The following is a 26,472-nucleotide window of genomic DNA, read 5'->3' on the forward strand; positions in this document are numbered from 1 at the left end:
CTTAATTTATTTTTATTGTTCACTAACATGAACTTTTACTGTTGCTGTTACTTGCGGATGCAATTTCACAGTGATGTTTGTATAACCTAATGCACGGATTGCATCATCCATTTCAAATTTACGTTTATCAAGTTTAATCTTGTGTGACTTTTGCATTACATCTACAATTTGTTTACTCGTGATAGAACCAAATAAGCGGCCACCTTCTCCAGATTTCGCCTTTACTTCTACAGTTAATTTCTCTAATGTTTCTTTCAGTTCTTTTGCATTCTCAACTTCTGCCGCTGCGTCTTTTTCTTCTTTGCGCTTTTGAGCATCTAAAATTTTCATACTGCTGTTTGTCGCTTCGGCAGCTAACCCCTGTTTTAATAAGAAATTATTTGCATAACCGTCTGGTACGTTTTTTATTTCTCCTTTTTTACCTTTACCTTTTACGTCTTTTAGAAAAATTACTTTCATGATTGTGTGCCTCCCTGTAAATAGTCATCAATAACAAATCGAAGCTTCTCCTCCGCTTCATCTACTGTAACATTTTTCATTTGTGTGGCTGCATTTGTTAAGTGCCCGCCACCTCCTAAATTCTCCATAATTAGCTGTACATTCAATTCACCTAAAGATCTACCACTAATTCCAATGAAATTTTCTCCACGTTTTGCAATAACAAACGATGCAATGATACCTGTCATTGTCAATAATGTGTCTGCTGATTGTGCAATAAGTACTTGGTCATAATATTCATCACCATCAACTTTAGCAATCGCAATTCCATTTTTATAAATGTACGCATTTTTAATGGCTTTTGCAACTCGTAAATACTGACCCATATCTTCTTTTAAAAGTTCTTGTACAAGTACAGTGTCTGCGCCATGCGAGCGTAAATAAGAAGCGGCATCAAATGTGCGAGCGCCTGTACGGAATGTAAAACTTTTCGTATCAACAATAATACCTGCTAACAATGCCGTTGCTTCTAACATTGTCATCTTTAAATTTTTCGGTTGATACTCAAGTAATTCTGTAACAAGCTCTGCCGTTGAAGAAGCGTATGGCTCCATATAAACAAGCAATGGATCTTCAATGAAATCTTCCCCGCGGCGATGATGGTCAATAACCACTACATTTTCAATCTTATGTAACAGTTTTTCCTCCATCACCATTGACGGTTTATGCGTGTCAACAACAACAAGTAATGAATCATCATTTGCAAATTCCATCGCTTGCCCTGGTGAAATAAAATGTGACCATAACTCTTCATTTTGTTTCACTTTATCCATCAAACGTTTGATTCCTTTATCAGAATCATTTTCATCTAATACAATATATCCTTTGCGCTCATTTAATTGAGCTACCTTTAAAATACCAATCGCTGCACCAATCGCATCCATATCAGGGGCTCTATGCCCCATTATAATGACATTACTGCTTTCTAATACTAAATCCTTTAATGCATGTGAAATAACTCTAGCACGTACACGAGTACGCTTTTCGACCGGATTCGTCTTGCCACCGTAAAACTTAACTTTACCCGTCGCTTGTTTTATAGCTACTTGGTCTCCTCCTCGTCCTAATGCAAGGTCTAAACCAGATTGAGCCATCGCTCCAAGCTCCGATAAAGGTAAATCACCCGAGCCAACACCAACACTTAACGTAAGTGGTATATTCCTTTTTGATGTTTCTTCACGCACTTGATCCAAAATACTAAATTTCCCTTTCTCCATTTGCGCTAAAATACTTTCATTTAGTACAACGAAGAATCTTTCTGAAGATGCACGTTTCAAATATGCACCATACTTAACGGCCCATTCATTTAGACGTGACGTCACAAGACTTGTTATATTCGTGCGTAATTGATCATCTAACCCTTGTGTAACTTCATCGTAATTATCTAAATAAATAACAGCTAAAACGGTGCGCTGATCCTCATACATTTTTTCAATCTCTGTTTGCTCAGTTACATCAAAAAAATAAATTAGTTTTTCTTCTTTCCTTACAAACACACGGAACTTTCGACTATTTAAAGATACTATATCGTCAGAAGTCTCTCCTTTAATAAAAAGGAGTAATGTTTCTGATACATCGTACAGATGCCACCCAGCTAATGCGTGTTGCCCCAAACATGAAGACAAGTAAGGATTTGCCCAATCAATCCCATACTCCTTATTGTATAACAATATACCGATTGGCATCTGGTTGAATGCTTCGTTACTCACTTTTTTTACCCTAGTAATCATATCTGTCGTATACTTTTCAAAATTCCTTTGAAAGTTAAGTTCAAATCGTATAACTAAAAAGAAAACGATGCTAAAAATAAAAAAGGCGGCTATCCCCATAATTAAGTGAAAATAACAAAGAATCGAGATTAGCACCAACACAAAAAATGCCAATACGTAAACAGGATATAAAAACCACTGTTTCTTATAAAATTCAGGCATGTATACAACTCCTATAACGTAAAACCAACTCAATTTCTAGTTAGTTAAACAGATTAAACACCTTAAAACAGCATAAAAATGCTGTTTTATCCCTTTGTTTTTCATTGCATTTTAGAACGCAATGAAATCCCTAAATCAATTATACCTAAGATTGTCACAAGAGGAAACAGCATTGGAATAAACATACATACGATAAAACTAATAATAGGAATGCCTTTCGTAAAACCTTTTTTGTGTGCTAAAAAGGTGATAAACGTTAATCCTTGCAATACAAGTAGCAACGCAAAGATTACATATAGATTAGAAAATACCATATGTAAATATGATGTTGGTTCAACTTTTATGAAAGTTGATAGCAAAATAAATATGACGTAATACCAGACAATACTCTTTGGCAATTGTATATCTTTAAATTTAGGCCAAGGTGTCACGTCGTACTTTAATTTTCTCAAAACACTAACTGATATTAGCACTGTGATCCAAGAAAAACATACAGAAACTAGCACAAGTATACTTGGAAATAACGTTTGTAATATATCATTCATTTGTGCAAATAACTCTTTTTGTTCCTTACTAACTGGCATACCAGCAGCATTTGCTATCTTTTCACTTTGCGCCATACTTTCACTAAACATATTTTGCATTTGCTTCATTAAATCTATGTTAAAAAACTTTATACTCCCCACATAAATGAGCATCATACCAATTAAATATGCAAGTGTTCCAGCTATCAATATCTCCACTGGTTTTTTCCCTTTTTTATACATATATCCTAATACAACACCTATTAATCCAAACATCACTGTCTTTATGAGACTAATTGGTTGACTCACGATAACTGTAACAAAAAGCGCCGCTACAAAAATCATGAATACATTAGATAGTTTATGTCTTACTGTTAATAATATAAATGGTAACGGCAACGCAAATATTGCAACTGTACCTAAAATCGGAACATACATAGATATCAGCAATAAAATTGCATATATCGCCAATAATGCTGCACCCTCAGTAATAAATTTCGTACTTTTCATCATCTAACCTCTCTTTCAAAAAGAAAAGCATAGCAAAATGCACAGTAGAGTCGGACTCTACTGTGCATTTCATACGCTATTATTCACCAACATATGGTAAAAGTGCCATTTGACGAGCACGTTTAATTGCAACTGTAAGTTTGCGTTGGTATTTTGCGCTTGTCCCTGTTACACGACGAGGTAAAATTTTACCACGCTCAGAAACGAAACGTTTTAATAAATCAACATCTTTATAGTCAATGCGAGTGATGCCGTTAGATGTGAAGAAACACACCTTACGACGTTTCGCACGTCCACCTTTGCGTCCTGCCATGTCTATTCCCTCCATTCTTTGTTAAAAATAGCCGATTCATGCCATTAAAATGGTAAATCGTCGTCCGAAATGTCAATCGGTTGACCAACATTCGAAAATGGATCGTCATTCTTCGTAAATCCAGAGTTACCAGTGTTACCTGAGTTACCTGGATTACTAGATTGACCAAATGGGTTAGAGCTTTGGTTACCGAAACCAGCTCCTGATGGTTGCTGATTGAATGAACCACGTTGCTCCCCACCGCCATTACGCGGCTCTAAAAATTGTACGCTCTCCGCAAGAACTTCTGTTACATATACACGTTTACCATCTTGTCCATCGTAATTACGAGTTTGAAGACGTCCGTCTACGCCTGCTAAGCTACCTTTTTTCAAATAATTTGCCACGTTTTCTGCTTGTTTACGCCATATTACACAATTAATAAAGTCAGCTTCACGCTCACCTTGTTGATTCGCAAATGCGCGATTCACAGCTAACGTAAAAGTAGCTACTGCAACACCATTGGGCGTGTAACGTAAGTCAGGGTCCTTAGTTAAACGACCAACGAGGATAACACGATTCATCAATCGAACCACTCTCCCTTATATATCAATTATTTTTCTTCTTCTTTAACAACGATATGACGAAGGATATCTTCGTTGATCTTAGCTAAACGGTCGAATTCGTTAATCGCCTCTGAGTTAGAGTTCACGTTTAAGATCATGTAGAAACCTTCACGTAAGTCGTTGATTTCGTAAGCTAAACGACGCTTACCCCACTCTTTCGTGTTAATGATTTCTGCACCATTGTTTGTTAAAACACCTGCAAAACGTTCAACTAAAGCTTTTTGAGCTTCTTCTTCAACGCCAGGACGAATGATGTACATAATTTCGTACTTTCTCATTACACTTTCACCTCCTTTTGGTCTAAACGGCCCATAATGGGCAAGGAGCAATTAATTTATAGTAATTACTCACGAGTTTAGATTATATCATAGTAAGTTATATGAATCAACTCACCAATACGTAAAAAACTTGGCAAACACATAATATATTTGCCAAGTTCATATCTTTATTTTCCTAGGAAATATTAAATTAAACGTTAAAGCGGAAGTGCATAACATCTCCGTCTTTTACGATATACTCTTTTCCTTCTAAACGTACTTTTCCAGCTTCTTTTGCAGCTGTCATAGAACCGTTTGTCATTAAATCATCATAAGAAACTGTTTCTGCGCGAATAAATCCACGCTCAAAGTCTGTATGAATTACGCCAGCACATTGTGGTGCTTTCATACCTTGTTTAAACGTCCATGCACGCACTTCTTGCACACCAGCTGTGAAGTAAGTAGCAAGTCCTAATAAATCATATGCAGCACGAATTAACTGATCTAAACCAGATTCTTCAATACCTAATTCTTCCAGGAATACTTTTTTCTCTTCTTCGTCTAACTCAGCGATTTCTGATTCGATTTTTGCACATACAACGATAACTTGAGAATTTTCATTTGCAGCAAATTCTTTTACCATTTGTACATATTTATTTTCAGAAGAATCCATAATATCATCTTCACTTACGTTTGCTACATATAGCATTTCTTTCGTTGTAAGTAAATGAAGGCCTTTAACAATCTTCATTTGCTCTTCTGTAAATTCAACAGTACGAGCTGGTTTTCCCTCTTCAAAAGCTTCTTTTAAACGAACTAAAATTTCATGCTCATATACAGCTTCTTTATCTTTTTGTCTTGCTAATTTCGCAACACGCTCGATACGTTTATCAACTGATTCTAAATCCGCTAAGATTAGTTCTAAGTTGATTGTTTCAATATCATCAATTGGATCTACTTTCCCTGAAACGTGTGTAATGTTTTCATCTTCAAAACAACGAACAACTTGGCAAATTGCATCTACTTGACGAATGTGAGATAAGAATTTATTTCCTAACCCTTCACCTTTACTCGCACCTTTTACGATACCTGCGATATCAGTAAATTCGAATACAGTCGGAACAGTTTTTTTCGGTTCTACTAATTCCGTTAATTTATTTAAACGCTCATCTGGTACCTCTACAATCCCTACGTTTGGATCGATTGTACAGAATGGATAGTTCGCAGATTCTGCTCCTGCTTGTGTAATTGCATTAAATAAAGTGGACTTCCCTACGTTAGGTAATCCAACAATCCCAGCCGTTAATCCCATATTTTTCACTCCTATGTCTCAATCTTTCATCATTATAGATAGTAACGAAAAAAATGACAAGTTTCCACCAAATGAAAAAAAGCAACAGCTGTCTACTGCAGCTGTTACTTTTTCACTATTCTTCATGCTTCACAAGTATTTTTTTTACCTTACGGTCGAACTCTCTTCGAGGAATCATTACCGAATGGTCACATCCCTCGCACTTAACGCGGATATCCATTCCCATACGAATAATCTTCCAGCGATTTTCACCACATGGATGGGCTTTTTTCATTTCCACAACATCGTACAAGTTATATTGCTTTTGCTCCATTCTCCAAATCCCTCCCACTATTAAATTGCTTTTTCACTAACTAATTCTTCGCGACTATATAAAACCATACGTGGGTATGGAATTTCAATCCCATGTAAATCAAGACGATTTTTAATCTCTTTGCGAAGAGCTCTCGCAATAACTGCATGCTGCATCGGCTCAACTTCAGCAATAACACGTAATACAACTTCAGACGCTGCCAATGTTTGAACACCTAGCAATTGAGGTGTTGTTACCATTTTCTCATATTTTTCTGGTAATTCCACTAATAAATCTTCAATAACTTGCTCCGCTCGTACTATATCACTTTCATAAGAAATAGATACATCAACAAATGCTACACTATTACTAACGGAAAAGTTCGTTACTTGTACAATACTACCATTTGGTATTATATGAATTTCACCTGTCCAGCTTTTCATCTTCGTTGTACGTAGTCCTATTTCCAAAACGGTTCCTTCAAATTGACCTATTCTTACATAATCACCTACTGAAAATTGATCCTCTAACAAAATAAATAATCCTGTAATAACATCTTTAACTAAACTTTGTGCACCAAAACCGACTGCTAAACCAATTACCCCAGCACCGGCTAATAGACCTGACGCATTAATATCAAACACACCTAAAATCGCAATTAACATAATGAACATAACAACGTATGCCACAATATTTTCAAGTAACTTCGCTACCGTAACTGTACGACGTTCTGAAATTTGAATCGGCGAACGACTTCCCATACGAAACGCATTTCGTACAATTGCCCTTGCAACTCGCACAACGATTGCACCAAGTATTAAAATAATGACTATTTTTAGTGATTTCACACCTATATTCGTCCAATCAACGGACTCAAACCATTTCAACGCTAAATCCATGTCCCTCTACCTCTCCAGCTAAAATTTCTTTTTAGTTATCCTTATTATTGTATCAGAACTCTCTCTGATTTCTGAAAAAAATTTATGACTTTAATTCCATTTGTTAACTTCCATTCAGGTATAAAATGAAACGAATATATATATACTAGTACTATTATTTCCGTTTTCATTCACAGTTTGCAAAAAGTATGCACTTATAATTTTCCATTTCACACACCATATAACCTATTGTGAAAATTTATTAAAAGGATGGGTGCTTCATGAATATTAGAAGTTTTCGCTTACCTTTTTTTGAAAAAGAAACTCAAAATGTTATGCATCATGACTTAGAAGCCTCTGAGACGATCAGTAATTTCTTACTTTCTCATATTCCTATTAAGACTAATATGCCACTCATTCTCGTTTGTATCGGAACAGACCGTTCTACCGGTGATGCACTTGGTCCATTAGTTGGCACTAAACTAGAACAAATTGAAATCAAAAACCTTCAAGTATTCGGCACACTAGACGAACCCATACATGCACTAAATTTAGAAGAGAAAATTCAGAATATACAGAAAGAAAACCCTACTTCATTTATTATTGCTGTTGATGCATGTTTAGGAAAATCTCAAAGTATCGGTTCTATAACTACCGGAAGGGGCCCCAGTAAACCTGGAGCTGCGATGAATAAGAAATTACCTGAAATTGGTGATTTGCATATTCATGGCATCGTAAATTTAAATGGTTTCATGGAGTTTTTCGTACTTCAAAATACAAGACTGAGTTTAGTCATGAAGATGGCTGATGTAATTGCACAAAGTATAAAAGAAACAGACCAAAAATTATCTGCATTAAAAAAAGCAAACCATCTATAAACAATAAGATGGTTTGCTTTTTAATTTCCCTTTGATAATAATTCTAAAATTCGATTTAAATCTTCTTTATTAAAAAATTCGATTTCGATTTTACCTTTTTCTTTTTTCGTTTCTTTGATCTTTACATCCGTACCAAACTTTTCTCTTAAAAACGTTTCACGCTCTACAAAAAATATATTTCTTTCTTTTTTCACTTGTTGTGTTTCACGTGAAACACGTTGATTAATTTCCTGGACAATTTGTTCCAATTGGCGAACATTCAGTCCTTCTTTTTCAATTCGCTTCAATAAAGATTTCAACTGTTCTTCATCTTTTATTGTAAGTAAAGTTCTTCCATGAGCCATTGAAAGCTGACCGGTTGCAATCATATCTTGAACGAATGAAGGGAGGCTTAACAATCGAGTATAATTTGCGATATAAGGTCTGCTTTTACCAAGACGTTTTGCTAATTGTTCTTGTGTTACATTTAGCTCGTTCATTAACATCTGATATGCCATTGCCTCTTCCATAGGATTTAAATCTTCTCGTTGTAAGTTTTCAAGCAAAGCAAATTCCATCATTTGCTGCTCATTTAATTGCCTTACGACAGCAGGCACTTTCTCAAGTCCGGCCTCTTTAGCAGCACGATATCTTCTTTCACCTGCAACTATTTCATATCCTTTAATACTCTTTCGAGCAATTAACGGTTGCAATATACCGTGCTCTTTAATAGAAGCCGCTAATTCCTGAATCGCTTCTTTATTGAAATATTTACGTGGTTGATATGGATTCGGCCTTAATTCAGTTACTATAATCTCCTGAATCGTTTCTTCTTCTTTCACGTCTAAATCTGGAAAAAACACATTGATTCCTCTTCCTAATCCCTTAGCCACCTGCAATCACTTCCTCTGCTAAATCTAAATATACTTCTGCTCCTCTTGATTTAGCGTCATACTGCATAATTGGTTTTCCATGACTTGGTGCCTCACTTAAGCGAACATTACGAGGAATAATCGAACGATATACTTTATCCCTAAAGTATTTTTTCACTTCATCTATAACTTGAATTCCTAAATTTGTACGAGCATCCAACATCGTTAACAATACACCTTGAATTGCTAAATTTTTATTTAAATGCTTTTGCACAAGTCGAACTGTATTTAATAGCTGACTTAACCCTTCCAGCGCGTAATATTCACACTGTACAGGAATAATAACAGAATCTGCTGCTGTTAATGCATTAATCGTTAATAATCCTAAGGATGGGGGACAGTCAATAATAATATACTCATATTCATCACGAATTGGCTGTAATGCTCTTTGCAAGCGTACTTCCCGGGAAATGGTTGGTACCAATTCAATTTCAGCACCAGCCAATTGAATTGTAGCGGGTAGAACATCTAAGTTTTCAGTTGCGGTTTTCCGTATAACACCTTGAACATCTGCATCTTCTACAAGAACATTATAAATACATTGATCTAATTCAGACTTTTCAATTCCTACACCAGTCGTTGCATTTCCTTGAGCATCAATATCTACGAGAAGGACTTTTTTTCCTACTTGTGCCAATCCAGCCCCTAAATTAACGGATGTTGTTGTTTTTCCAACACCGCCTTTTTGATTAGCAATAGCAATGATTTTTCCCATGATGTCACCTACTTTCAACCTTTCTTATTCTAGAAACAATTACGTTTATTGTAACATGAAATAAAAGTTTTTCTTTTACGTCCTTATTAAACTTCAAAATTTATTTCTAAACTCCTTCTTGCTTTAACAAGAAAATATAGTAAAAAAGACCTCTCCAATAGGATAAGGTCTCTAGCACGTAATTATTTTTTCTTCGGAATTTTAATCGTAATTTGATAGTATTCATCAAACTCTTCTTCCGCAGAATTAACATTCAAACCACTGTTAGCAACCATTTGTAATGATTGTCTAATTGTGTTCATAGCAATTCTCGCATCTCGACTTACTGCTTTTTGCTTCGCTTTGCGCTTTGGTTTTACTTCTTCTAGTAACTTTGCAATTCGTTCTTCTGTTTGCTTTACATTCAATTGCTTCTCCACAATCTCTTGCAAAACCTTCAGTTGTAATTCCTCATTTTTCAAAGGAATAAGGGCGCGAGCATGCCGTTCTGTAATACTTTTTTCTAATAATTTACTTTTGATTTCTTCAGGCAACTTTAATAATCGCAATTTATTTGCGACTGTCGATTGTCCTTTTCCAAGTCGTTGTGCCAATGCTTCTTGTGTTAAATTATGTAACTCAATCAGCTTTTGATATGCCACAGCTTCCTCAATTGCTGTCAATTCCTCACGCTGCAAATTTTCAATTAACGCTACAGAAGCTGTCTCAGTATCATTTAAATTCTTTATTATTGCAGGAACTTTTTCCCACCCTAACTTTGTTGCTGCGCGGAAACGCCTTTCCCCGGCAATAATCTCGTACTTATCATCCTCATACTGTCTCACAACAATCGGCTGGATAAGCCCATGTGTACGGATCGTTAACGCTAGCTCATCAATGCGTGCATCATCAAAAACTGTTCGCGGTTGATAACGGTTAGGGGTAATATTTACTATCGGTATTTCTTGTATTTCTTCAACTACCTTTTTATCTATTTCTTCATGGCTTTCGTCTTGTAATTCGAATTCGCTCTCTTTATCTCCAAAGCCAAATAAACGAGAAAACGTATTTTTCATACATATTCCACCACCTTTTAGGCCTATTGACTGTTCTACATAAAATGTTTCCTATGAAACATTTACGTTTTCATTTATATAATTTAATCTTACGTCTAATAAGATTTATTTTTCAATAGGTAATTTATTGGGTGTTCCCGGTTTGCGTGGATATTTCTTTGGTGTCTTGCGCTTTTTCTCGATTAATAAAATATTACGCTCACTTTCTTCAAACGGCAATTGGAACGTAGACATTTCTTTTAATTCTCCGCCAAGTACCTCTAAAGCATACTTGCCATTTTCAATTTCTTCGTTCGCTGCTGCACCTTTCATTGCAATGAATGTTCCTCCTACTTTTACAAGTGGTAAACATAGCTCACTCAGTACAGAAAGACGCGCAACTGCACGTGCCATTACAATATCGTATGACTCACGTACATCTTCTTTTTTCCCAAATGTTTCAGCGCGATCATGGCAAAATGCAACATCACTTAATTCTAGCTCTTGTGCTAAGTGATTTAAGAAATTAATACGTTTTTGCAATGAATCTACAATTGTTACTTTTAAGTGCGGGAAGCAGATTTTTAAAGGGATACTTGGGAATCCTGCCCCTGCTCCAACATCACAAATAGAAAATGGTTTCGAAAAGTCATAATAAAAAGCCGCTGTAACAGAATCAAAAAAGTGTTTTAAGTATACTTCTTCTTTCTCCGTAATAGCCGTTAAGTTCATTTTTTCATTCCACTCTACTAACGTTTCAAAGTAGATTTCGAACTGCTCTAACTGTCTAGAAGAGAGGGAAATACCCTTCTCTTCTAGCATAGATTGAAATTGTTCTATGTTCATCTAGCAATATCTCCTTACTATGTTATTGGTTCGATACTCGTGCAATTTTTCCTTGTTCAATGTAAATAAGCAAAATGGAAACATCAGCTGGATTTACGCCAGAAATACGTGAAGCTTGCCCCATCGAAAGTGGACGAACATCTTTCAATTTCTGTCTCGCTTCTGAGGCAAGGCTAGAAATCGCATCATAATCAATATCCACAGGGATTTTTTTGTTTTCCATTTTCTTCATACGCTCTACTTGCTGTAAAGATTTCTCGATATATCCTTCGTACTTAATCTGAATTTCAACTTGTTCTGTAATTTCATCATTTAATTCTAATTCACTCGGTACTAAAAGATGAATATGCTCATATGTCACCTCTGGACGACGTAATAAGTCACTTGCACGTATTCCATCTTTCAATTCACTTCCGCCAATACTACGAATTAATTCTTGAACTTCAGGACGCGGTTTAATAAAAATACTCTCTAATCGTTCCTTTTCCTGTTCAATTTGTAGTTTTTTATTTGTAAATCTCTCATAACGATCTTCTTTAATTAAACCAATTTCACGCCCAACCTCAGTTAGACGAAGATCTGCATTATCATGGCGTAATAATAAACGATATTCTGCACGAGACGTTAATAAACGGTATGGTTCATTTGTACCTTTCGTTACAAGGTCATCAATTAAAACACCAATATATGCATCAGCGCGACCTAAAATAACTTCTTTTTTACCTAAAGAACGACATGCTGCATTAATTCCAGCCATAAGCCCTTGTCCTGCCGCTTCTTCGTAACCAGAAGTTCCATTAATTTGTCCTGCTGTATATAAATTTTTAATTTTTTTCGTTTCAAGTGTTGGCCATAGTTGAGTTGGTACAATTGCATCATATTCAATTGCATAACCCGTACGCATCATTTCAACATTTTCCAGGCCAGGAATTGTTCTAAGCATTGCACGCTGTACATCTTCTGGTAAGCTCGTCGATAAGCCTTGTACATATACTTCTTGCGTATTGCGTCCTTCTGGCTCTAAGAAAATTTGATGACGTGGTTTATCATTAAATCTTACTACCTTGTCTTCAATTGAAGGGCAATATCTAGGCCCAGTTCCTTTAATCATACCAGAATACATAGCTGAGCGATGTAAGTTTTCATCTATTAAACGATGTGTTTCTGTACTTGTATACGTTAACCAACATGGAATTTGATCCATAATAAATTTTGTCGTTTCAAAAGAGAAAGCACGTGGCTTATCATCACCTGGTTGAATTTCTGTTTTACTATAATCAATCGTATTACTGTTTACACGCGGAGGTGTACCTGTTTTAAATCTAACAAGATCAAAACCAAGTTCCTCTAGGTGTTCAGATAACGTAATAGATGGTTGCTGATTATTTGGACCACTTGAATATTTTAAATCTCCCATAATAATCTCACCACGTAAAAATGTTCCCGTTGTAATTACAACTGTTTTCGCTGTGTATTCAGCACCTGCTTGTGTAATTACCCCTTTACATACACCATCTTCAACAATTAAACGCTCTACCAGACCTTGAAACAACGTTAAGTTTGGTGTTTCTTCAATTGTTTTCTTTAATTCATGCTGGTAAGAGAATTTATCAGCTTGTGCACGAAGCGCGCGTACAGCTGGTCCTTTACCCGTATTTAACATACGCATTTGAATATGTGTTTTATCAATATTGCGTCCCATTTCTCCGCCTAATGCATCAATTTCACGAACAACAATCCCTTTTGCTGGTCCACCAACAGAAGGGTTACATGGCATGAACGCTACCATATCTAAGTTAATTGTTAACATTAATGTTTTTGAGCCCATTCGTGCTGCCGCAAGACCAGCTTCACATCCTGCATGACCTGCACCGATTACTATGACATCATATAAACCGGCATTGTATCCCATTGTTTATTCCTCCTAATAACCTCTATCTTACTAAATCATCTCTGATTAAAGTTTTACTTTATTTTCCTAAACAAAATTGAGAGAACAATTGGTCAATTAAGCTTTCATGGACAGTATCACCAGTAATTTCACCAAGTATTTCCCACGCTCTTGTTAAATCAATTTGAACCATATCAATCGGAACACCATTTTCTATCGCTTCAATTGCATCGTTAATTGTTCTTCCTGCTTGTGTTAATAATCCGATATGTCTCGCATTAGACACGTATGTCATATCCGCAGAATCAATTGTTCCTTCAAAGAATAAATCAGCTATTGCCTTTTCAAGCTCATCTATTCCTTGCTCCTCAATTAAAGATGTTGTAATAATACGATTGCCTACCGCTAAATCTGTAACACGTTCCATATCAATTTCTCGCGGTAAATCTGTCTTATTTACAATAACAATGAAATCTTTTCCTTGTACGGCACGGAATAGATCCTCATCTTCATTTGTTAAAGCCTCGCTATAATTCACTACAATTAACACTAAGTCTGCTTGGCTCATCATTTCCTTCGAACGCTCTACACCAATTCGTTCAACAATATCTTCCGTTTCACGAATTCCGGCTGTATCTATAAGTTTAAGTGGTACACCACGCACATTAACGTACTCTTCAATAACATCACGAGTTGTTCCTGCAATATCAGTTACAATTGCCTTTTTCTCCTGAACAAGACTATTTAATAGCGATGATTTCCCAACGTTAGGTCTACCGATAATCGCGGTAGAAATGCCTTCACGTAAAATCTTTCCTTGCTTCGATGTTTCTAATATCTTTGCAATTTCAGCACGGACATGTGTAGCTTTCTCAATTAAAATATTATGCGTCATCTCTTCTACATCATCATATTCTGGGTAATCTATATTCACCTCAATATGAGCTAATGTTTCTAATATTTCTTGACGCAAATGGCCGATTAATTTAGATAATCGTCCTTCCATTTGGTTAATCGCTACATTCATAGCACGATCTGTTTTCGCACGGATTAAGTCCATAACAGCTTCTGCTTGTGACAAATCAATACGTCCATTTAAAAAAGCACGTTTTGTAAATTCACCAGGCTCTGCCAGTCGTACTCCTTGCGCTAAAATAAGCTGTAATACTTTATTTACCGAAACAAGTCCACCATGACAGTTAATTTCTACTATATTTTCACGCGTAAAAGTCCTTGGTGCACGCATAATGGACACCATAACTTCTTCAATAACTTGATTTGTATCTAAATCGACAATATGACCATAATGAATTGTATGAGAAGAAACCTGTGTTAAATCCTTCCCTTTAAAAATACGATCGACTTTCTCAATCGCATCATCCCCACTTACTCGAACAATGGCAATTGCACCTTCCCCAAGTGCTGTGGAAATTGCGGCAATTGTATCAAATTCCATGTCCTTTCACCTCACTTGCTTATTTATCTCTATTTCAACATGAATTTTTTCCGTCACTAAATTATTAGGATACCATAACGAACCTATCTACAAAAGAATAATAACTCATTTTATTATGTCCTTATGTAAAAAACACTAAACTTATTCACAGTGGATAAGTTTAGTGTTTTTTAGTTATCCACATTTATTTTCTCCTCAAAAAAACCGGCACTCAATTGAGTAACCGGTCACTTGGAAGATATTACAACATACCGATGTGGTTCTTTTCCTTCAGAAGTTGTAATGATATTTTGATGATTAGATAATGCTTGATGAATAATTTTTCGTTCGAAAGAAGGCATTGGTTCTAGAACAACTCTTTTTTTCGTACTCACTACTTGTTTTGCTAATCGATAGGAAAGAGATTCTAACGTATTTTTTCTTTTACTACGATAGTTTTCAGCATCCAGTGTAATACCAATATATTGCTTTGTATTACGATTCGCAACAAGCTTTGTTAAATACTGTAAAGAATTCAACGTATTACCTCTTTTTCCAATTAAAACACCAATATTTTCACCAGAAATTGTAAATTCAACTTCGCGTCCTTTTACAATTTTTCTAATCTCAACTTCCACACCCATATTTTGAATAACATTTTTTAAATATTCTTCACATTCTTGGATTGGATCTTTTTTCAATACAACTTCTACAACAGCGGGGCGATTCCCAAATAAACCCAGGAACCCCCTCTTACCCTCATCGATAATATTTATATCTACTCGATCTTTCGAAGCATTTAATTGTCTTAAAGCATCTTGTACTGCCAGCTCGACTGTTTGTCCTTTAGCAGTAATCATACTCACTTGCTTGATCCTCCTGCCTTACTAGCCTTAATTTCAGGCCCTTTGATCATATACATTTGAGCGATACCAAAGATATTACCAACTACCCAGTACAATGATAGTGCTGCTGGGAAGTTAATTGCAAAGACTAAAATCATAATTGGCATAAGCCAAATCATCATTGCCATTTGAGGATTTTGTCCAGCCGTTCCTGCCATTGCAAGCTTTTGCTGAATAAAAGTCGTAATAGCCGCAACAACTGGAAGGATATAGTAAGGATCTGCCTGTCCTAAATCAAACCATAAAAATGTATGTTTACTAATTTCTGCCGTTCTCATAATCGCATGATAAAAAGCGAATAAGATAGGCATCTGAACAAATATTGGTAAACATCCTGCTAATGGATTTACACCATTTTTTTGATACAACTGCATCATTTCTTGTTGTAATTTTTGTTGTGTTGCTTGATCTTTTGAGCTGTACTTTTCTTTTAATTTCACCATTTCTGGTTGTAACGCCTGCATTGCTTTCGTACTCTTCGTTTGTTTAATCATTAATGGTAATAATGCAAAACGAATGATAAGAGTTGTAACAACGATTGCTAAACCGTAATTACTACCAAATAAATTTGCAAAATACGTGATTAACTGAGAAAGCGGGTATACGAAATATTCATTCCAAATCCCAGTGCTTTTCGGTGTAATTGGCTGATTTGTTTCACTACAGCCGGTAGCAATTGCCATTAACATAATAACCATGGCTAATAAACCTATTTTCTTTTTCAAAGCCTGCTCCTCCTTGTTTCGGTATGTATATAGTGTAATTCATTTCCTTACGCTACTTTTTTATTCTTTTCATACCAGAGCGTTTAAAGACATGAATTAAGCTTTTCTTTAACTCTTCATATGTCATCTCTGCACAAGGCTTCCTTGCTATTATAACAAAATCTTTTCCAGAATCTATCTCATCTTTTAATTCTATAATCGATTGGCGAATCATACGCTTAATTCGATTACGAACTACTGCATTTCCTATTTTCTTACTAACAGAAAGACCAATGCGAAAATGCGGCTGTTTTTCTTTATCTAATTTGTATACAACAAACTGGCGATTGGCATTCGATTGTCCTTTTTGGAAAACGGCCTGGAATTCATCATTCTTTTTTATACGATTTTTTTTTTTCATATCAATTGACACTCCTGTATTTCATCAGCGGAAACTCATTATTATTAGAAAAAAAGACCACTGAACGATCAGTGGTCTACGCAGATAATACTTTTCTTCCTTTACGACGACGAGCTGCTAGCACTTTACGTCCGTTTGCTGTGCTCATACGGCTGCGGAAACCATGTACTTTGCTGCGCTTACGTTTATTTGGTTGGTAAGTTCTTTTCATTATATGACACCTCCCTGAGGAATATCTGTTAAAGACAGTCTAATAAATTATAGTAAATCAAATAGGAAAATGTCAATGGTTCTCGAAATTTTCATCAAATATTCATTTTTAACCTATTCACATACTTTTTCACAGTCCCTATATTTCCTTGTGGATAAATATATTTTCTCTTTTTTGTATCCACAAACTCTTTTTTTACTTTTACACAGTATATCGTATTGTGGACAAGTTTATTCCACAAGGTATTGATTTTGTGGATAACTTTCTTAAATTCATTGCTATAGCTGCCTTTTTTTGATATTATAGTTGTGTTTTCACTTTGAATAAGTTTTCCACACCTTTATTTTATCCACAATTTGTGTATAACATGTGGATAGTTTAAATCACATGTGGGTAAATAGTTGTCCACATTTGTTTTTTTGTCGAAAACTCTATCTCGGATACTAACGACGTTTTTATATTTTAAAATACGTTTCGTATAAATATGCATTGAAAATATTTACAGGTTGTACAATTGTTGCGCAACCTTATTCTTTTACCATCTTTGTAAAGGAGGGACACCTTTGGAAAATATCTCTGATTTATGGAATAGTGCCTTAAAAGAATTAGAAAAAAAGGTAAGCAAGCCAAGTTATGAAACATGGTTAAAATCAACAACTGCTCATAACTTGAAAAAAGATGTATTAACTATTACAGCTCCAAATGAATTTGCTCGTGACTGGCTAGAATCTCATTATTCGGAACTAATCTCCGAAACACTTTATGATTTAACGGGTGCAAAACTAGCTATTCGTTTTATCATTCCCCAAAGTCAGGCAGAAGAGGATATAGATCTCCCTTCTGTTAAGCAAAAACACGCACATGATGAGTCTAATCACTTACCACAGAGTATGTTAAACCCAAAATATACATTTGATACATTTGTTATTGGCTCTGGTAATCGTTTTGCACATGCTGCTTCTTTAGCTGTAGCGGAGGCACCAGCTAAAGCCTATAATCCGCTCTTTATTTACGGGGGCGTTGGACTTGGAAAAACACATTTAATGCACGCAATTGGGCATTATGTAATTGAACACAACCCGAATGCAAAAGTTGTATATTTATCAACTGAAAAATTTACAAATGAATTCATTAACTCAATTCGTGATAATAAAGCTATCGATTTTCGTAATAAATATCGTAATGTAGATGTCTTATTGATAGATGATATTCAATTTCTTGCTGGAAAAGAACAAACACAGGAAGAGTTTTTCCATACATTTAATGCGTTACACGAAGAAAGTAAACAAATTGTGATTTCAAGTGATAGACCACCAAAAGAAATCCCAACTTTAGAAGATCGCCTTCGTTCTCGCTTTGAATGGGGCTTAATTACAGATATTACGCCACCGGATTTAGAAACTAGAATCGCAATTTTACGTAAAAAAGCAAAAGCAGAAGGTCTTGATATACCAAATGAAGTTATGCTTTATATTGCAAATCAAATTGATTCAAACATTCGTGAATTAGAGGGTGCACTTATTCGAGTCGTAGCTTACTCATCTTTAATTAACAAAGATATGAATGCTGATTTAGCGGCCGAAGCACTTAAAAATATTATTCCAAATTCTATACCTAGAATTATTTCTATTTCTGATATTCAAAAGGCTGTCGGGGGCGTCTATCAAGTAAAATTAGAAGATTTTAAAGCAAAAAAACGCACAAAATCCGTTGCATTCCCTCGCCAAATTGCGATGTATTTATCACGTGAACTTACAGACTCATCTTTACCTAAAATAGGTGAAGAATTTGGTGGTCGCGATCATACGACAGTAATCCATGCTCACGATAAAATTTCGAAGCTACTAAAAACGGATACTCAATTGCAAAAGCACGTTGAAGAGATTAAGGATATTTTAAAATAGTAGTAGCTGAATAGTGTGAATAACTTAGCTTATTTTACGCACAGTCTATCCACATGTAGATAGACTGTTTTTACATCTTTAAACAGGGTTATCCACATATCCACAAGCCCTACTACTATTACTACTACTTTTTATCTTTATTAAATAAATAAAATCTGATACTTACCGGAGGGTTTTCGTTATGCGTTTTACAATACAAAAAGATTATCTTGTAAGAAGCGTACAAGATGTAATGAAGGCAGTTTCTTCTCGTACAACAATTCCAATTCTTACTGGAATTAAAATTGTAGCAACTGAAGAAGGAGTCACTTTAACAGGTAGTGATGCAGACATCTCTATCGAATCATTTATTCCAGTTGAAGATGCTGGAAAAGAAATTGTGGAAATTGAACAATCAGGAAGTATTATTTTACAAGCAAAGTATTTTAGTGAGATCGTAAAAAAATTACCTAAAGACACTGTCGAAATTTCTCTGGAAAATCATTTTATGACAAAAATAAAATCTGGAAAATCAGAGTTCAACTTAAATGGTTTAGATTCTGCTGAATATCCGTTATTACCACAAATCGAAGAACATCATGTATTTAAAATTCCAACAGATTTACTAAAGCACATGATTCGTCAAACTGTATTTGCAGTTTCAAGTTCTGAAACAAGACCGATCTTGACAGGTGTAAACTGGAAGGTATATAACAGTGAACTAACTTGCATTGCAACAGATAGTCACAGGTTAGCACTTCGTAAAGCAAAAATCGAAGGGTATAATATTGCCGATGAATTTCAAGCGAATGTCGTTATTCCTGGTAAGAGCTTAAGTGAATTAAGTAAAATTCTAGATGAATCTGAAGAAATGGTAGATATCGTTATTACGGAGTATCAAGTATTATTCCGTACAAAACATTTATTATTCTTCTCAAGATTGTTAGAAGGGAATTATCCAGATACAACGCGTTTAATTCCAGCCGAGAGTAAGACTGATATCTTTGTAAATACAAAAGAATTTTTACAAGCAATTGATCGTGCGTCGCTATTAGCAAGAGACGGTCGTAACAACGTTGTTAAATTATCAACATTAGAACAACAGATGTTAGAGATTTCTTCGAATGCACCGGAAATCGGAAAAGTAGTAGAAGAGGTTCAATGTGAAAATGTAGATGGAGAAGAATTAAAAATATCTTTTAGTGCAAAATATATGATGGACGCATTAAAAGCTTTAGATAGTACAGAAATTAAAGTTAGTTTTACTGGAGCGATGAGACCGTTTTTAATTCGCACAGTGAATGATGATTCCATCATTCAATTAATTTTACCGGTACGTACTTACTAAGTAAGGGTTGAGGGTTGCTAGTGTAAAGGTACTAGTGACCCTTATTTGATTTGTAGGGTATTACTTTCCTAATGCTAGTTTATTTAGTACAATGAAAGAATGAACACTTTCAGAAAGTGAGCGATTTTATGAAACTTATTAAGATTTCAACAGAATACATTACACTAGGACAATTTTTAAAGTTAGCTGATGTAATTGATACAGGTGGCGCTGTGAAATGGTTCTTACAAGAATATGAAGTATACGTGAATCAAGAACTTGAAAATAGAAGAGGCCGAAAGTTATATGCAAATGATATTGTTGAAATTCCGGGAAGCGGAACTTTCCAAGTTCAGGCATAAAGGGGGATCCCTTTGTTTATTACAGAAATACAATTAAAAAACTATCGCAATTATGAGCATTTAGAGCTTTCCTTTGAGGATAAAGTCAATGTAATTATTGGTGAAAATGCGCAAGGGAAAACGAATCTAATGGAAGCTATTTACGTATTGGCGATGGCGAAATCCCATAGAACTTCGAACGATCGTGAACTCATTCGTTGGGATGAGGATTATGGTAATATAAAAGGTAGATTACAAAGGCGAAATAGTTCTTTATCCTTAGAATTAAATATTTCAAAAAAAGGTAAAAAGGCAAAGTTAAATCAGTTAGAACAGCAAAAATTGAGCCAGTATATTGGTGAAATGAATGTTGTTATGTTTGCTCCAGAAGATTTAAACCTTGTAAAAGGAAGCCCTCAAGTACGAAGACGCTTTTTAGATATGGAACTTGGACAAATAGCTCCTGTCTATTTGTATGAATTAAGTCAATATCAAAAGGTACTCACGCAACGAAATCATTTACTTAAGAAGATGCAAGGGAATAGTAAAAATGAGGAAACGATGTTGGATGTATTTACACTTCAACTTATTGAGCATGGTGCGAAAATTGTGCGAAAACGTTTTGAGTTTTTGCATTTACTACAAGAATGGGCTGCTCCAATTCACCGAGGAATTAGCAGGGGATTAGAGGAGTTAGAAATCATCTATAAACCAAGTGTAGATGTATCAGAATCAATGGATTTGTCGAAAATAAAAGAAGTATACTATGAAAATTTTCAATCTGTGAAACAACGTGAAATTTTCCGTGGTACAACTTTAATTGGTCCTCATCGTGATGATTTACAATTCTTCGTTAATGGTAAAAATGTTCAGGTCTTTGGTTCACAAGGGCAACAACGAACAACCGCACTGTCCCTAAAATTAGCTGAAATTGAATTAATTTATTCAGAGGTTAAGGAATATCCAATCCTTTTATTAGATGATGTGTTATCAGAACTAGATGATTATCGTCAATCACATCTTTTAAATACGATTCAAGGAAAAGTACAAACATTTGTGACCACGACGAGTGTCGACGGAATTGAACACGAAACATTGAAAGAAGCGAAAACAATTCATGTAACGAACGGCACGGTAGATTGTGAAATAGACAGGAAATAATTTCTGTTTAAATGGAAAAGTAGGTGATCTTTGTGTCAATGGAACAAAAACAAATGCAGGAAAACGCATATGATGAAAGTCAGATTCAGGTGTTAGAAGGACTGGAGGCAGTTCGAAAGCGTCCAGGTATGTATATTGGTTCTACAAGTGGAAAAGGTCTTCATCATCTTGTATGGGAAATTGTTGATAACAGTATTGACGAAGCTTTAGCAGGATATTGTGATGAAATTAATGTCAGTATTGAAGAAGATAATAGTATTGTTGTAACAGATGACGGCCGTGGTATTCCTGTAGGTATACAAGAAAAAATGGGACGTCCTGCTGTAGAAGTTATTATGACGGTACTCCATGCTGGTGGTAAATTTGGCGGTGGTGGTTATAAAGTTTCTGGTGGTTTACATGGTGTTGGTGCATCTGTTGTAAATGCTTTATCAACAGAATTAGAGGTATTTGTACATCGAGATGGAAAAATACACTATCAAAAATATGAACGTGGGATCCCGGCTGCGGATTTAAAAGTAATAGGTGAAACTGATCATACAGGAACAATCACACGCTTTAAGCCAGATACAGAAATTTTTACAGAGACGACAGAATATGAATTTGATACATTAGCTACTCGTATGCGTGAGTTGGCGTTTTTAAATCGTAATATTAAATTAACAATTGAAGATAAGCGTGAACATAAGCAAAAGAAAGAATTCCATTACGAAGGTGGAATTAAATCTTATGTGGAACATTTAAATCGTTCAAAACAACCAATCCATGAAGAGCCTGTATATGTTGAAGGTTCAAAAGATGGAATTCAGGTTGAAGTTGCGCTTCAATATAACGAAGGATATACAAATCATATTTACTCATTTACAAATAATATTCATACGTATGAAGGTGGTACACATGAGGTAGGATTTAAAACTGCCCTAACACGTGTAATCAACGATTATGGTCGTAAAAATAACATTTTAAAAGATGCCGATAGTAATTTAACTGGTGAAGATGTTCGTGAAGGCTTAATAGCAATCGTATCAATTAAACATCCAAATCCACAATTTGAAGGGCAAACGAAGACGAAACTTGGAAATAGTGAAGCGAGAACGATTACAGAGTCTGTATTCTCAGAGGCCTTTGAAAAGTTCTTACTGGAAAACCCCAATGTTGCACGTAAAATTATAGATAAAGGGACTATGGCAGCGCGCGCGCGCGTAGCCGCTAAAAAGGCTCGTGAATTGACACGTAGAAAGAGTGCGTTAGAAGTTTCGAGTTTACCAGGTAAATTAGCGGATTGTTCTTCGAAAGATCCAGCGATCAGTGAAATTTACATCGTAGAGGGTGACTCTGCCGGCGGATCTGCGAAACAAGGGCGTGACCGTCATTTTCAAGCGATTTTACCACTTAAAGGTAAAATTATTAACGTTGAAAAGGCGCGATTAGATAAAATTTTATCTAATGAAGAAGTGCGTACAATTATTACAGCGATCGGTACAAATATTGGCGGGGATTTCGATATTGAGAAGGCCCGTTATCATAAAATTATTATTATGACAGATGCGGACGTAGATGGTGCACATATTCGTACCCTATTATTAACGTTCTTCTATCGTTATATGCGTCAAATAATTGAGTGTGGTTATATATATATTGCGCAACCACCATTGTTTAAAGTACAACAAGGTAAAAAAATTCAATATGCTTACAATAATAAAGAACTTGAAAAAATACTAGCTGAATTACCAACTCAACCTAAGCCTGGGATTCAGCGTTATAAAGGTTTAGGGGAAATGAATCCAACCCAGCTGTGGGAGACGACAATGGACCCCGAAGTACGTTCGTTACTTCAAGTTTCCCTTCAAGATGCAATTGAAGCGGATGAAACATTTGAAATTTTAATGGGTGATAAAGTAGAGCCGCGTCGTAACTTTATCCAAGAAAATGCAAAATACGTGAAAAACCTTGATATTTAAGTGAGTAATGACAGGAATCTAAGTATTCCTGTCTTCTACATATAAATCAATGTATGTGTAACGGAAATGTAAGAGGAGGTGTTCGTTGATGTCAGACAATCAACAACAAGCACGAATTCGAGAAATTAATATTAGTCATGAAATGCGTACCTCATTTTTAGATTACGCAATGAGTGTTATCGTATCTCGTGCATTACCAGATGTTCGTGATGGATTAAAACCAGTTCATCGTAGGGTTTTATATGCGATGAATGATTTAGGAATTACAGCTGATAAAGCATATAAGAAGTCGGCACGTATTGTCGGCGAAGTAATTGGTAAGTATCACCCGCACGGTGATTCAGCTGTTTATGAAACAATGGTACGTATGGCGCAAGATTTTAGTCAACGTTACATGCTTGTTGATGGACATGGTAATTTCGGTTCTGTTGATGGAGATTCAGCTGCAGCAATGCGTTATACAGAAGCAAGAATGTCTAAGATTTCTATGGAATTAATACGTGATATTACAAAGAATACAATTGATTATCAAGATAACTACGATGGTTCTGAAAGAGAACCAGTTGTATTACCAGCGCGTTTCCCTAACTTATTAGTAAATGGTACAACGGGTATTGCGGTTGGTATGGCAACAAACATTCCACCGCATCAACTTGGGGAAGTAATTGATGGTGTGTTGGCATTAAGTCATAACCCAGATATCACTATCGCGGAATTAATGGAATACATTCCTGGGCCGGACTTCCCAACATCAGGTTTAATCTTAGGGCGAAGTGGAATTCGAAGAGCTTACGAAACAGGTCGCGGTTCTATTATACTTCGTGCTAAAGTTGAAATTGAAGAGAGAGCAAATGGTAAACAATCTATTATCGTAACAGAACTACCTTATCAAGTTAATAAGGCGCGATTAATTGAAAAGATTGCAGAATTAGTTCGTGATAAGAAAATTGAAGGCATTACAGATTTACGCGATGAATCGGATCGAAATGGTATGCGTATTGTTATGGAAGTACGTCGTGATGCCAATGCCAATGTACTATTAAATAATCTATATAAACATACAGCACTTCAAACAAGTTTCGGTATTAATATGTTGTCTCTAGTAAATGGAGAGCCACAAGTCCTAAATTTAAAACAAAATCTATATTATTATTTAGAGCATCAAAAGGTAGTAATTCGTAGACGTACTGCTTATGAATTAGAGAAAGCAGAAGCGCGTGCTCATATTTTAGAGGGATTACGAATTGCTTTAGATCATCTTGATGAAGTTATTACTTTAATCCGTAGTTCCAAAACGGCTGATATTGCAAAACAAGGTTTAATGGAACGTTTCGGCTTAAGTGAGAAACAAGCGCAAGCGATTTTAGATATGCGTTTGCAACGCTTAACCGGATTAGAACGTGAAAAAATTGAACAAGAATATCAAGACTTAATGAAGCTAATTGCAGAGTTAAAAGCAATTTTGGCAGACGAAGAAAAAGTTCTTGAAATTATTCGCGAGGAATTAGCTGAAGTAAAAGAACGTTTTAATGATAAGAGAAGAACAGAAATTACAATTGGCGGTATGGAAGCTATAGAGGATGAAGATTTAATCCCAGAACAAAATATCGCAATTACACTTACTCATAATGGTTATATTAAGAGGTTACCGGCTTCTACGTACAAAACACAGAACCGTGGGGGACGTGGCGTACAAGGAATGGGTACGAATGATGATGACTTTGTTGAACATTTATTAACAACGTCTACTCATGATCATATTTTATTCTTCACAAACAAGGGTAAAGTATACCGTACAAAAGGATATGAAATTCCAGAGTATAGTCGTACAGCAAAAGGCATACCAATTATTAATCTATTAGGGGTAGACAAGGGTGAGTGGATCAACGCCATTATTCCAATTCGTGAATTTGGTGACGACCAGTTCTTATTCTTTACAACGAAACAAGGTATCTCTAAGAGAACGCCGCTCTCATCATTTGCAAATATACGTACGAACGGTTTAATTGCAATTTCGCTTCGTGAAGAAGATGAATTAATTTCTGTACGTTTAACATCTGGTGATAAAGATATTATCGTAGGGACAAGCAATGGTATGTTAATTCGCTTCAATGAACAGGATGTACGTTCTATGGGTCGTAATGCAGCTGGTGTAAAAGCTATTACACTAGGCGAAGAGGACCAAGTAGTAGGTATGGAAATTGTTGAAGAGGATACGAATGTCTTAATCGTAACGAAGAACGGGTATGGTAAGCGTACGCCGGTTGAAGAGTATCGACTACAGAGTCGTGGTGGTAAAGGTCTGAAGACTTGTAACATTACAGACAAGAACGGTAAATTAGTAGCGGTTAAGTCTGTAACAGGTGAAGAAGACATTATGTTAATTACAGTAGCGGGTGTTATTATTCGTATGCCAGTTGATCAAATCTCTCAAATGGGGCGTAATACACAAGGTGTTCGTCTAATTCGATTAGGGGATGAGCAAGAGGTAGCGACAGTAGCAAAAGCACAAAAGGATGAAGAAGAAGAAATTAGCGAAGAGGTTTCTTCTGAAGAATAAGAGTGGGGATTTCTCCCCCTCTTATTTTTTTATAATAATACTTGCATAGCAATAGGGAAGTGTATATAATAGGCAGAGTCAGCAAATGAGAGATACAAGTTATCGAAAAAAACTTGTTGACGAAAATAATATACTATGATATATTATATGAGTCGCTGAAACGCGATG

26 protein-coding genes are annotated in these 26,472 nt (G+C 35.6%); 7 read left to right on the top strand and 19 right to left on the bottom strand.

The window, feature by feature from the left end; all coding sequences use genetic code 11:
- Positions 1-12 precede the first annotated feature (12 nt).
- The 9 genes from rplI to FT637_RS20560 form a co-directional block, all read right to left on the bottom strand.
- Positions 13-459, bottom strand: coding sequence for a 50S ribosomal protein L9 (gene rplI, locus FT637_RS20520; protein ID WP_193647870.1), 447 nt, complete (start codon positions 457-459; stop codon positions 13-15).
- Complete coding sequence (locus FT637_RS20525; protein ID WP_002068737.1) at positions 456-2,429, bottom strand: DHH family phosphoesterase; 1,974 nt, start codon at positions 2,427-2,429, stop codon at positions 456-458. The genes rplI and FT637_RS20525 overlap by 4 nt, the downstream gene beginning before the upstream one ends.
- 101 nt (positions 2,430-2,530) lie before the next feature.
- Positions 2,531-3,463 carry a YybS family protein gene (locus FT637_RS20530; protein ID WP_193647871.1) on the bottom strand — a complete coding sequence of 311 codons (933 nt, stop codon included), beginning with the start codon at positions 3,461-3,463 and terminating at the stop codon, positions 2,531-2,533.
- Positions 3,464-3,542: 79 nt separating this feature from the next.
- Complete coding sequence (gene rpsR / locus FT637_RS20535) at positions 3,543-3,776, bottom strand: 30S ribosomal protein S18 (protein ID WP_000918874.1); 234 nt, start codon at positions 3,774-3,776, stop codon at positions 3,543-3,545.
- 44 nt (positions 3,777-3,820) lie between these two features.
- Positions 3,821-4,342 carry a single-stranded DNA-binding protein gene (gene ssb, locus FT637_RS20540; protein WP_002113227.1) on the bottom strand — a complete coding sequence of 174 codons (522 nt, stop codon included), beginning with the start codon at positions 4,340-4,342 and terminating at the stop codon, positions 3,821-3,823.
- 26 nt (positions 4,343-4,368) lie between these two features.
- Positions 4,369-4,659: a 30S ribosomal protein S6 gene (gene rpsF / locus FT637_RS20545; RefSeq protein WP_001233782.1), complete on the bottom strand. Its 291-nt coding sequence runs from the start codon at positions 4,657-4,659 to the stop codon at positions 4,369-4,371.
- 190 nt (positions 4,660-4,849) lie between these two features.
- Entirely contained in the window at positions 4,850-5,950 is a 1,101-nt protein-coding gene (gene ychF, locus FT637_RS20550; protein WP_193647872.1) for a redox-regulated ATPase YchF, read from the bottom strand.
- A gap of 115 nt (positions 5,951-6,065) precedes the next feature.
- Positions 6,066-6,263, bottom strand: coding sequence for a DUF951 domain-containing protein (locus FT637_RS20555; RefSeq protein ID WP_000436054.1), 198 nt, complete (start codon positions 6,261-6,263; stop codon positions 6,066-6,068).
- Between the two features lie 20 nt (positions 6,264-6,283).
- Positions 6,284-7,141 carry a mechanosensitive ion channel family protein gene (locus FT637_RS20560; protein ID WP_193647873.1) on the bottom strand — a complete coding sequence of 286 codons (858 nt, stop codon included), beginning with the start codon at positions 7,139-7,141 and terminating at the stop codon, positions 6,284-6,286.
- 260 nt (positions 7,142-7,401) lie between these two features.
- Between FT637_RS20560 and yyaC the strand changes: the two genes are divergently transcribed.
- A complete protein-coding gene (gene yyaC / locus FT637_RS20565) occupies positions 7,402-7,998 on the top strand; it encodes a spore protease YyaC (protein WP_193647874.1) in 597 nt (198 codons plus the stop codon).
- Between the two features lie 20 nt (positions 7,999-8,018).
- On the opposite strand, the gene spo0J is transcribed toward yyaC, so the two are convergent.
- The 10 genes from spo0J to rpmH form a co-directional block, all read right to left on the bottom strand.
- Positions 8,019-8,870 (bottom strand): stage 0 sporulation protein Spo0J, encoded by an 852-nt coding sequence (gene spo0J / locus FT637_RS20570; protein ID WP_193647875.1) that lies wholly within the window; start codon positions 8,868-8,870, stop codon positions 8,019-8,021.
- Positions 8,863-9,624, bottom strand: coding sequence for a sporulation initiation inhibitor protein Soj (gene soj, locus FT637_RS20575; protein ID WP_002113231.1), 762 nt, complete (start codon positions 9,622-9,624; stop codon positions 8,863-8,865). Before soj ends, spo0J begins: the two co-directional genes overlap by 8 nt.
- 182 nt (positions 9,625-9,806) lie before the next feature.
- A complete protein-coding gene (gene noc, locus FT637_RS20580; RefSeq protein ID WP_193647876.1) occupies positions 9,807-10,679 on the bottom strand; it encodes a nucleoid occlusion protein in 873 nt (290 codons plus the stop codon).
- Positions 10,680-10,784: 105 nt separating this feature from the next.
- A complete protein-coding gene (rsmG, locus tag FT637_RS20585; RefSeq protein ID WP_193647877.1) occupies positions 10,785-11,504 on the bottom strand; it encodes a 16S rRNA (guanine(527)-N(7))-methyltransferase RsmG in 720 nt (239 codons plus the stop codon).
- Between the two features lie 22 nt (positions 11,505-11,526).
- Entirely contained in the window at positions 11,527-13,416 is a 1,890-nt protein-coding gene (mnmG, locus tag FT637_RS20590; RefSeq protein WP_193647878.1) for a tRNA uridine-5-carboxymethylaminomethyl(34) synthesis enzyme MnmG, read from the bottom strand.
- Positions 13,417-13,474: 58 nt separating this feature from the next.
- The gene (mnmE, locus tag FT637_RS20595; RefSeq protein ID WP_193647879.1) at positions 13,475-14,851 is read right to left on the bottom strand and encodes a tRNA uridine-5-carboxymethylaminomethyl(34) synthesis GTPase MnmE; all 1,377 of its coding nucleotides are present in this window, start codon (positions 14,849-14,851) and stop codon (positions 13,475-13,477) included.
- Between the two features lie 227 nt (positions 14,852-15,078).
- Positions 15,079-15,696 (bottom strand): RNA-binding cell elongation regulator Jag/EloR, encoded by a 618-nt coding sequence (gene jag / locus FT637_RS20600; RefSeq protein ID WP_002166368.1) that lies wholly within the window; start codon positions 15,694-15,696, stop codon positions 15,079-15,081.
- Entirely contained in the window at positions 15,693-16,460 is a 768-nt protein-coding gene (gene spoIIIJ, locus FT637_RS20605; RefSeq protein WP_193647880.1) for a YidC family membrane integrase SpoIIIJ, read from the bottom strand. The genes jag and spoIIIJ overlap by 4 nt, the downstream gene beginning before the upstream one ends.
- Before the next feature lie 52 nt (positions 16,461-16,512).
- On the bottom strand, positions 16,513-16,860 hold the full coding sequence (gene rnpA, locus FT637_RS20610; protein WP_002089963.1) for a ribonuclease P protein component: 348 nt from the start codon (positions 16,858-16,860) through the stop codon (positions 16,513-16,515).
- Positions 16,861-16,936: 76 nt separating this feature from the next.
- A complete protein-coding gene (rpmH, locus tag FT637_RS20615) occupies positions 16,937-17,071 on the bottom strand; it encodes a 50S ribosomal protein L34 (RefSeq protein WP_000831901.1) in 135 nt (44 codons plus the stop codon).
- Between the two features lie 563 nt (positions 17,072-17,634).
- Between rpmH and dnaA the strand changes: the two genes are divergently transcribed.
- From dnaA to gyrA, 6 genes are all read left to right on the top strand, one after another.
- Positions 17,635-18,975, top strand: a complete 1,341-nt coding sequence (gene dnaA / locus FT637_RS20620; protein ID WP_193647881.1) for a chromosomal replication initiator protein DnaA — start codon at positions 17,635-17,637, stop codon at positions 18,973-18,975.
- A 181-nt stretch (positions 18,976-19,156) separates the two neighbouring features.
- Positions 19,157-20,302: a DNA polymerase III subunit beta gene (gene dnaN, locus FT637_RS20625; protein ID WP_193647882.1), complete on the top strand. Its 1,146-nt coding sequence runs from the start codon at positions 19,157-19,159 to the stop codon at positions 20,300-20,302.
- Positions 20,303-20,430: 128 nt separating this feature from the next.
- On the top strand, positions 20,431-20,643 hold the full coding sequence (gene yaaA / locus FT637_RS20630) for a S4 domain-containing protein YaaA (RefSeq protein WP_002016484.1): 213 nt from the start codon (positions 20,431-20,433) through the stop codon (positions 20,641-20,643).
- 12 nt (positions 20,644-20,655) lie between these two features.
- Positions 20,656-21,783, top strand: coding sequence for a DNA replication/repair protein RecF (recF, locus tag FT637_RS20635; RefSeq protein ID WP_193647883.1), 1,128 nt, complete (start codon positions 20,656-20,658; stop codon positions 21,781-21,783).
- 38 nt (positions 21,784-21,821) lie between these two features.
- A complete protein-coding gene (gyrB, locus tag FT637_RS20640) occupies positions 21,822-23,744 on the top strand; it encodes a DNA topoisomerase (ATP-hydrolyzing) subunit B (RefSeq protein ID WP_193647884.1) in 1,923 nt (640 codons plus the stop codon).
- 88 nt (positions 23,745-23,832) lie between these two features.
- Positions 23,833-26,304, top strand: a complete 2,472-nt coding sequence (gene gyrA, locus FT637_RS20645; protein ID WP_105587928.1) for a DNA gyrase subunit A — start codon at positions 23,833-23,835, stop codon at positions 26,302-26,304.
- The last annotated feature ends 168 nt before the right edge of the window (positions 26,305-26,472 follow it).

This window comes from Bacillus cereus (genome assembly GCF_015071065.1).
GTDB lineage: Bacteria > Bacillota > Bacilli > Bacillales > Bacillaceae_G > Bacillus_A > Bacillus_A cereus_BA.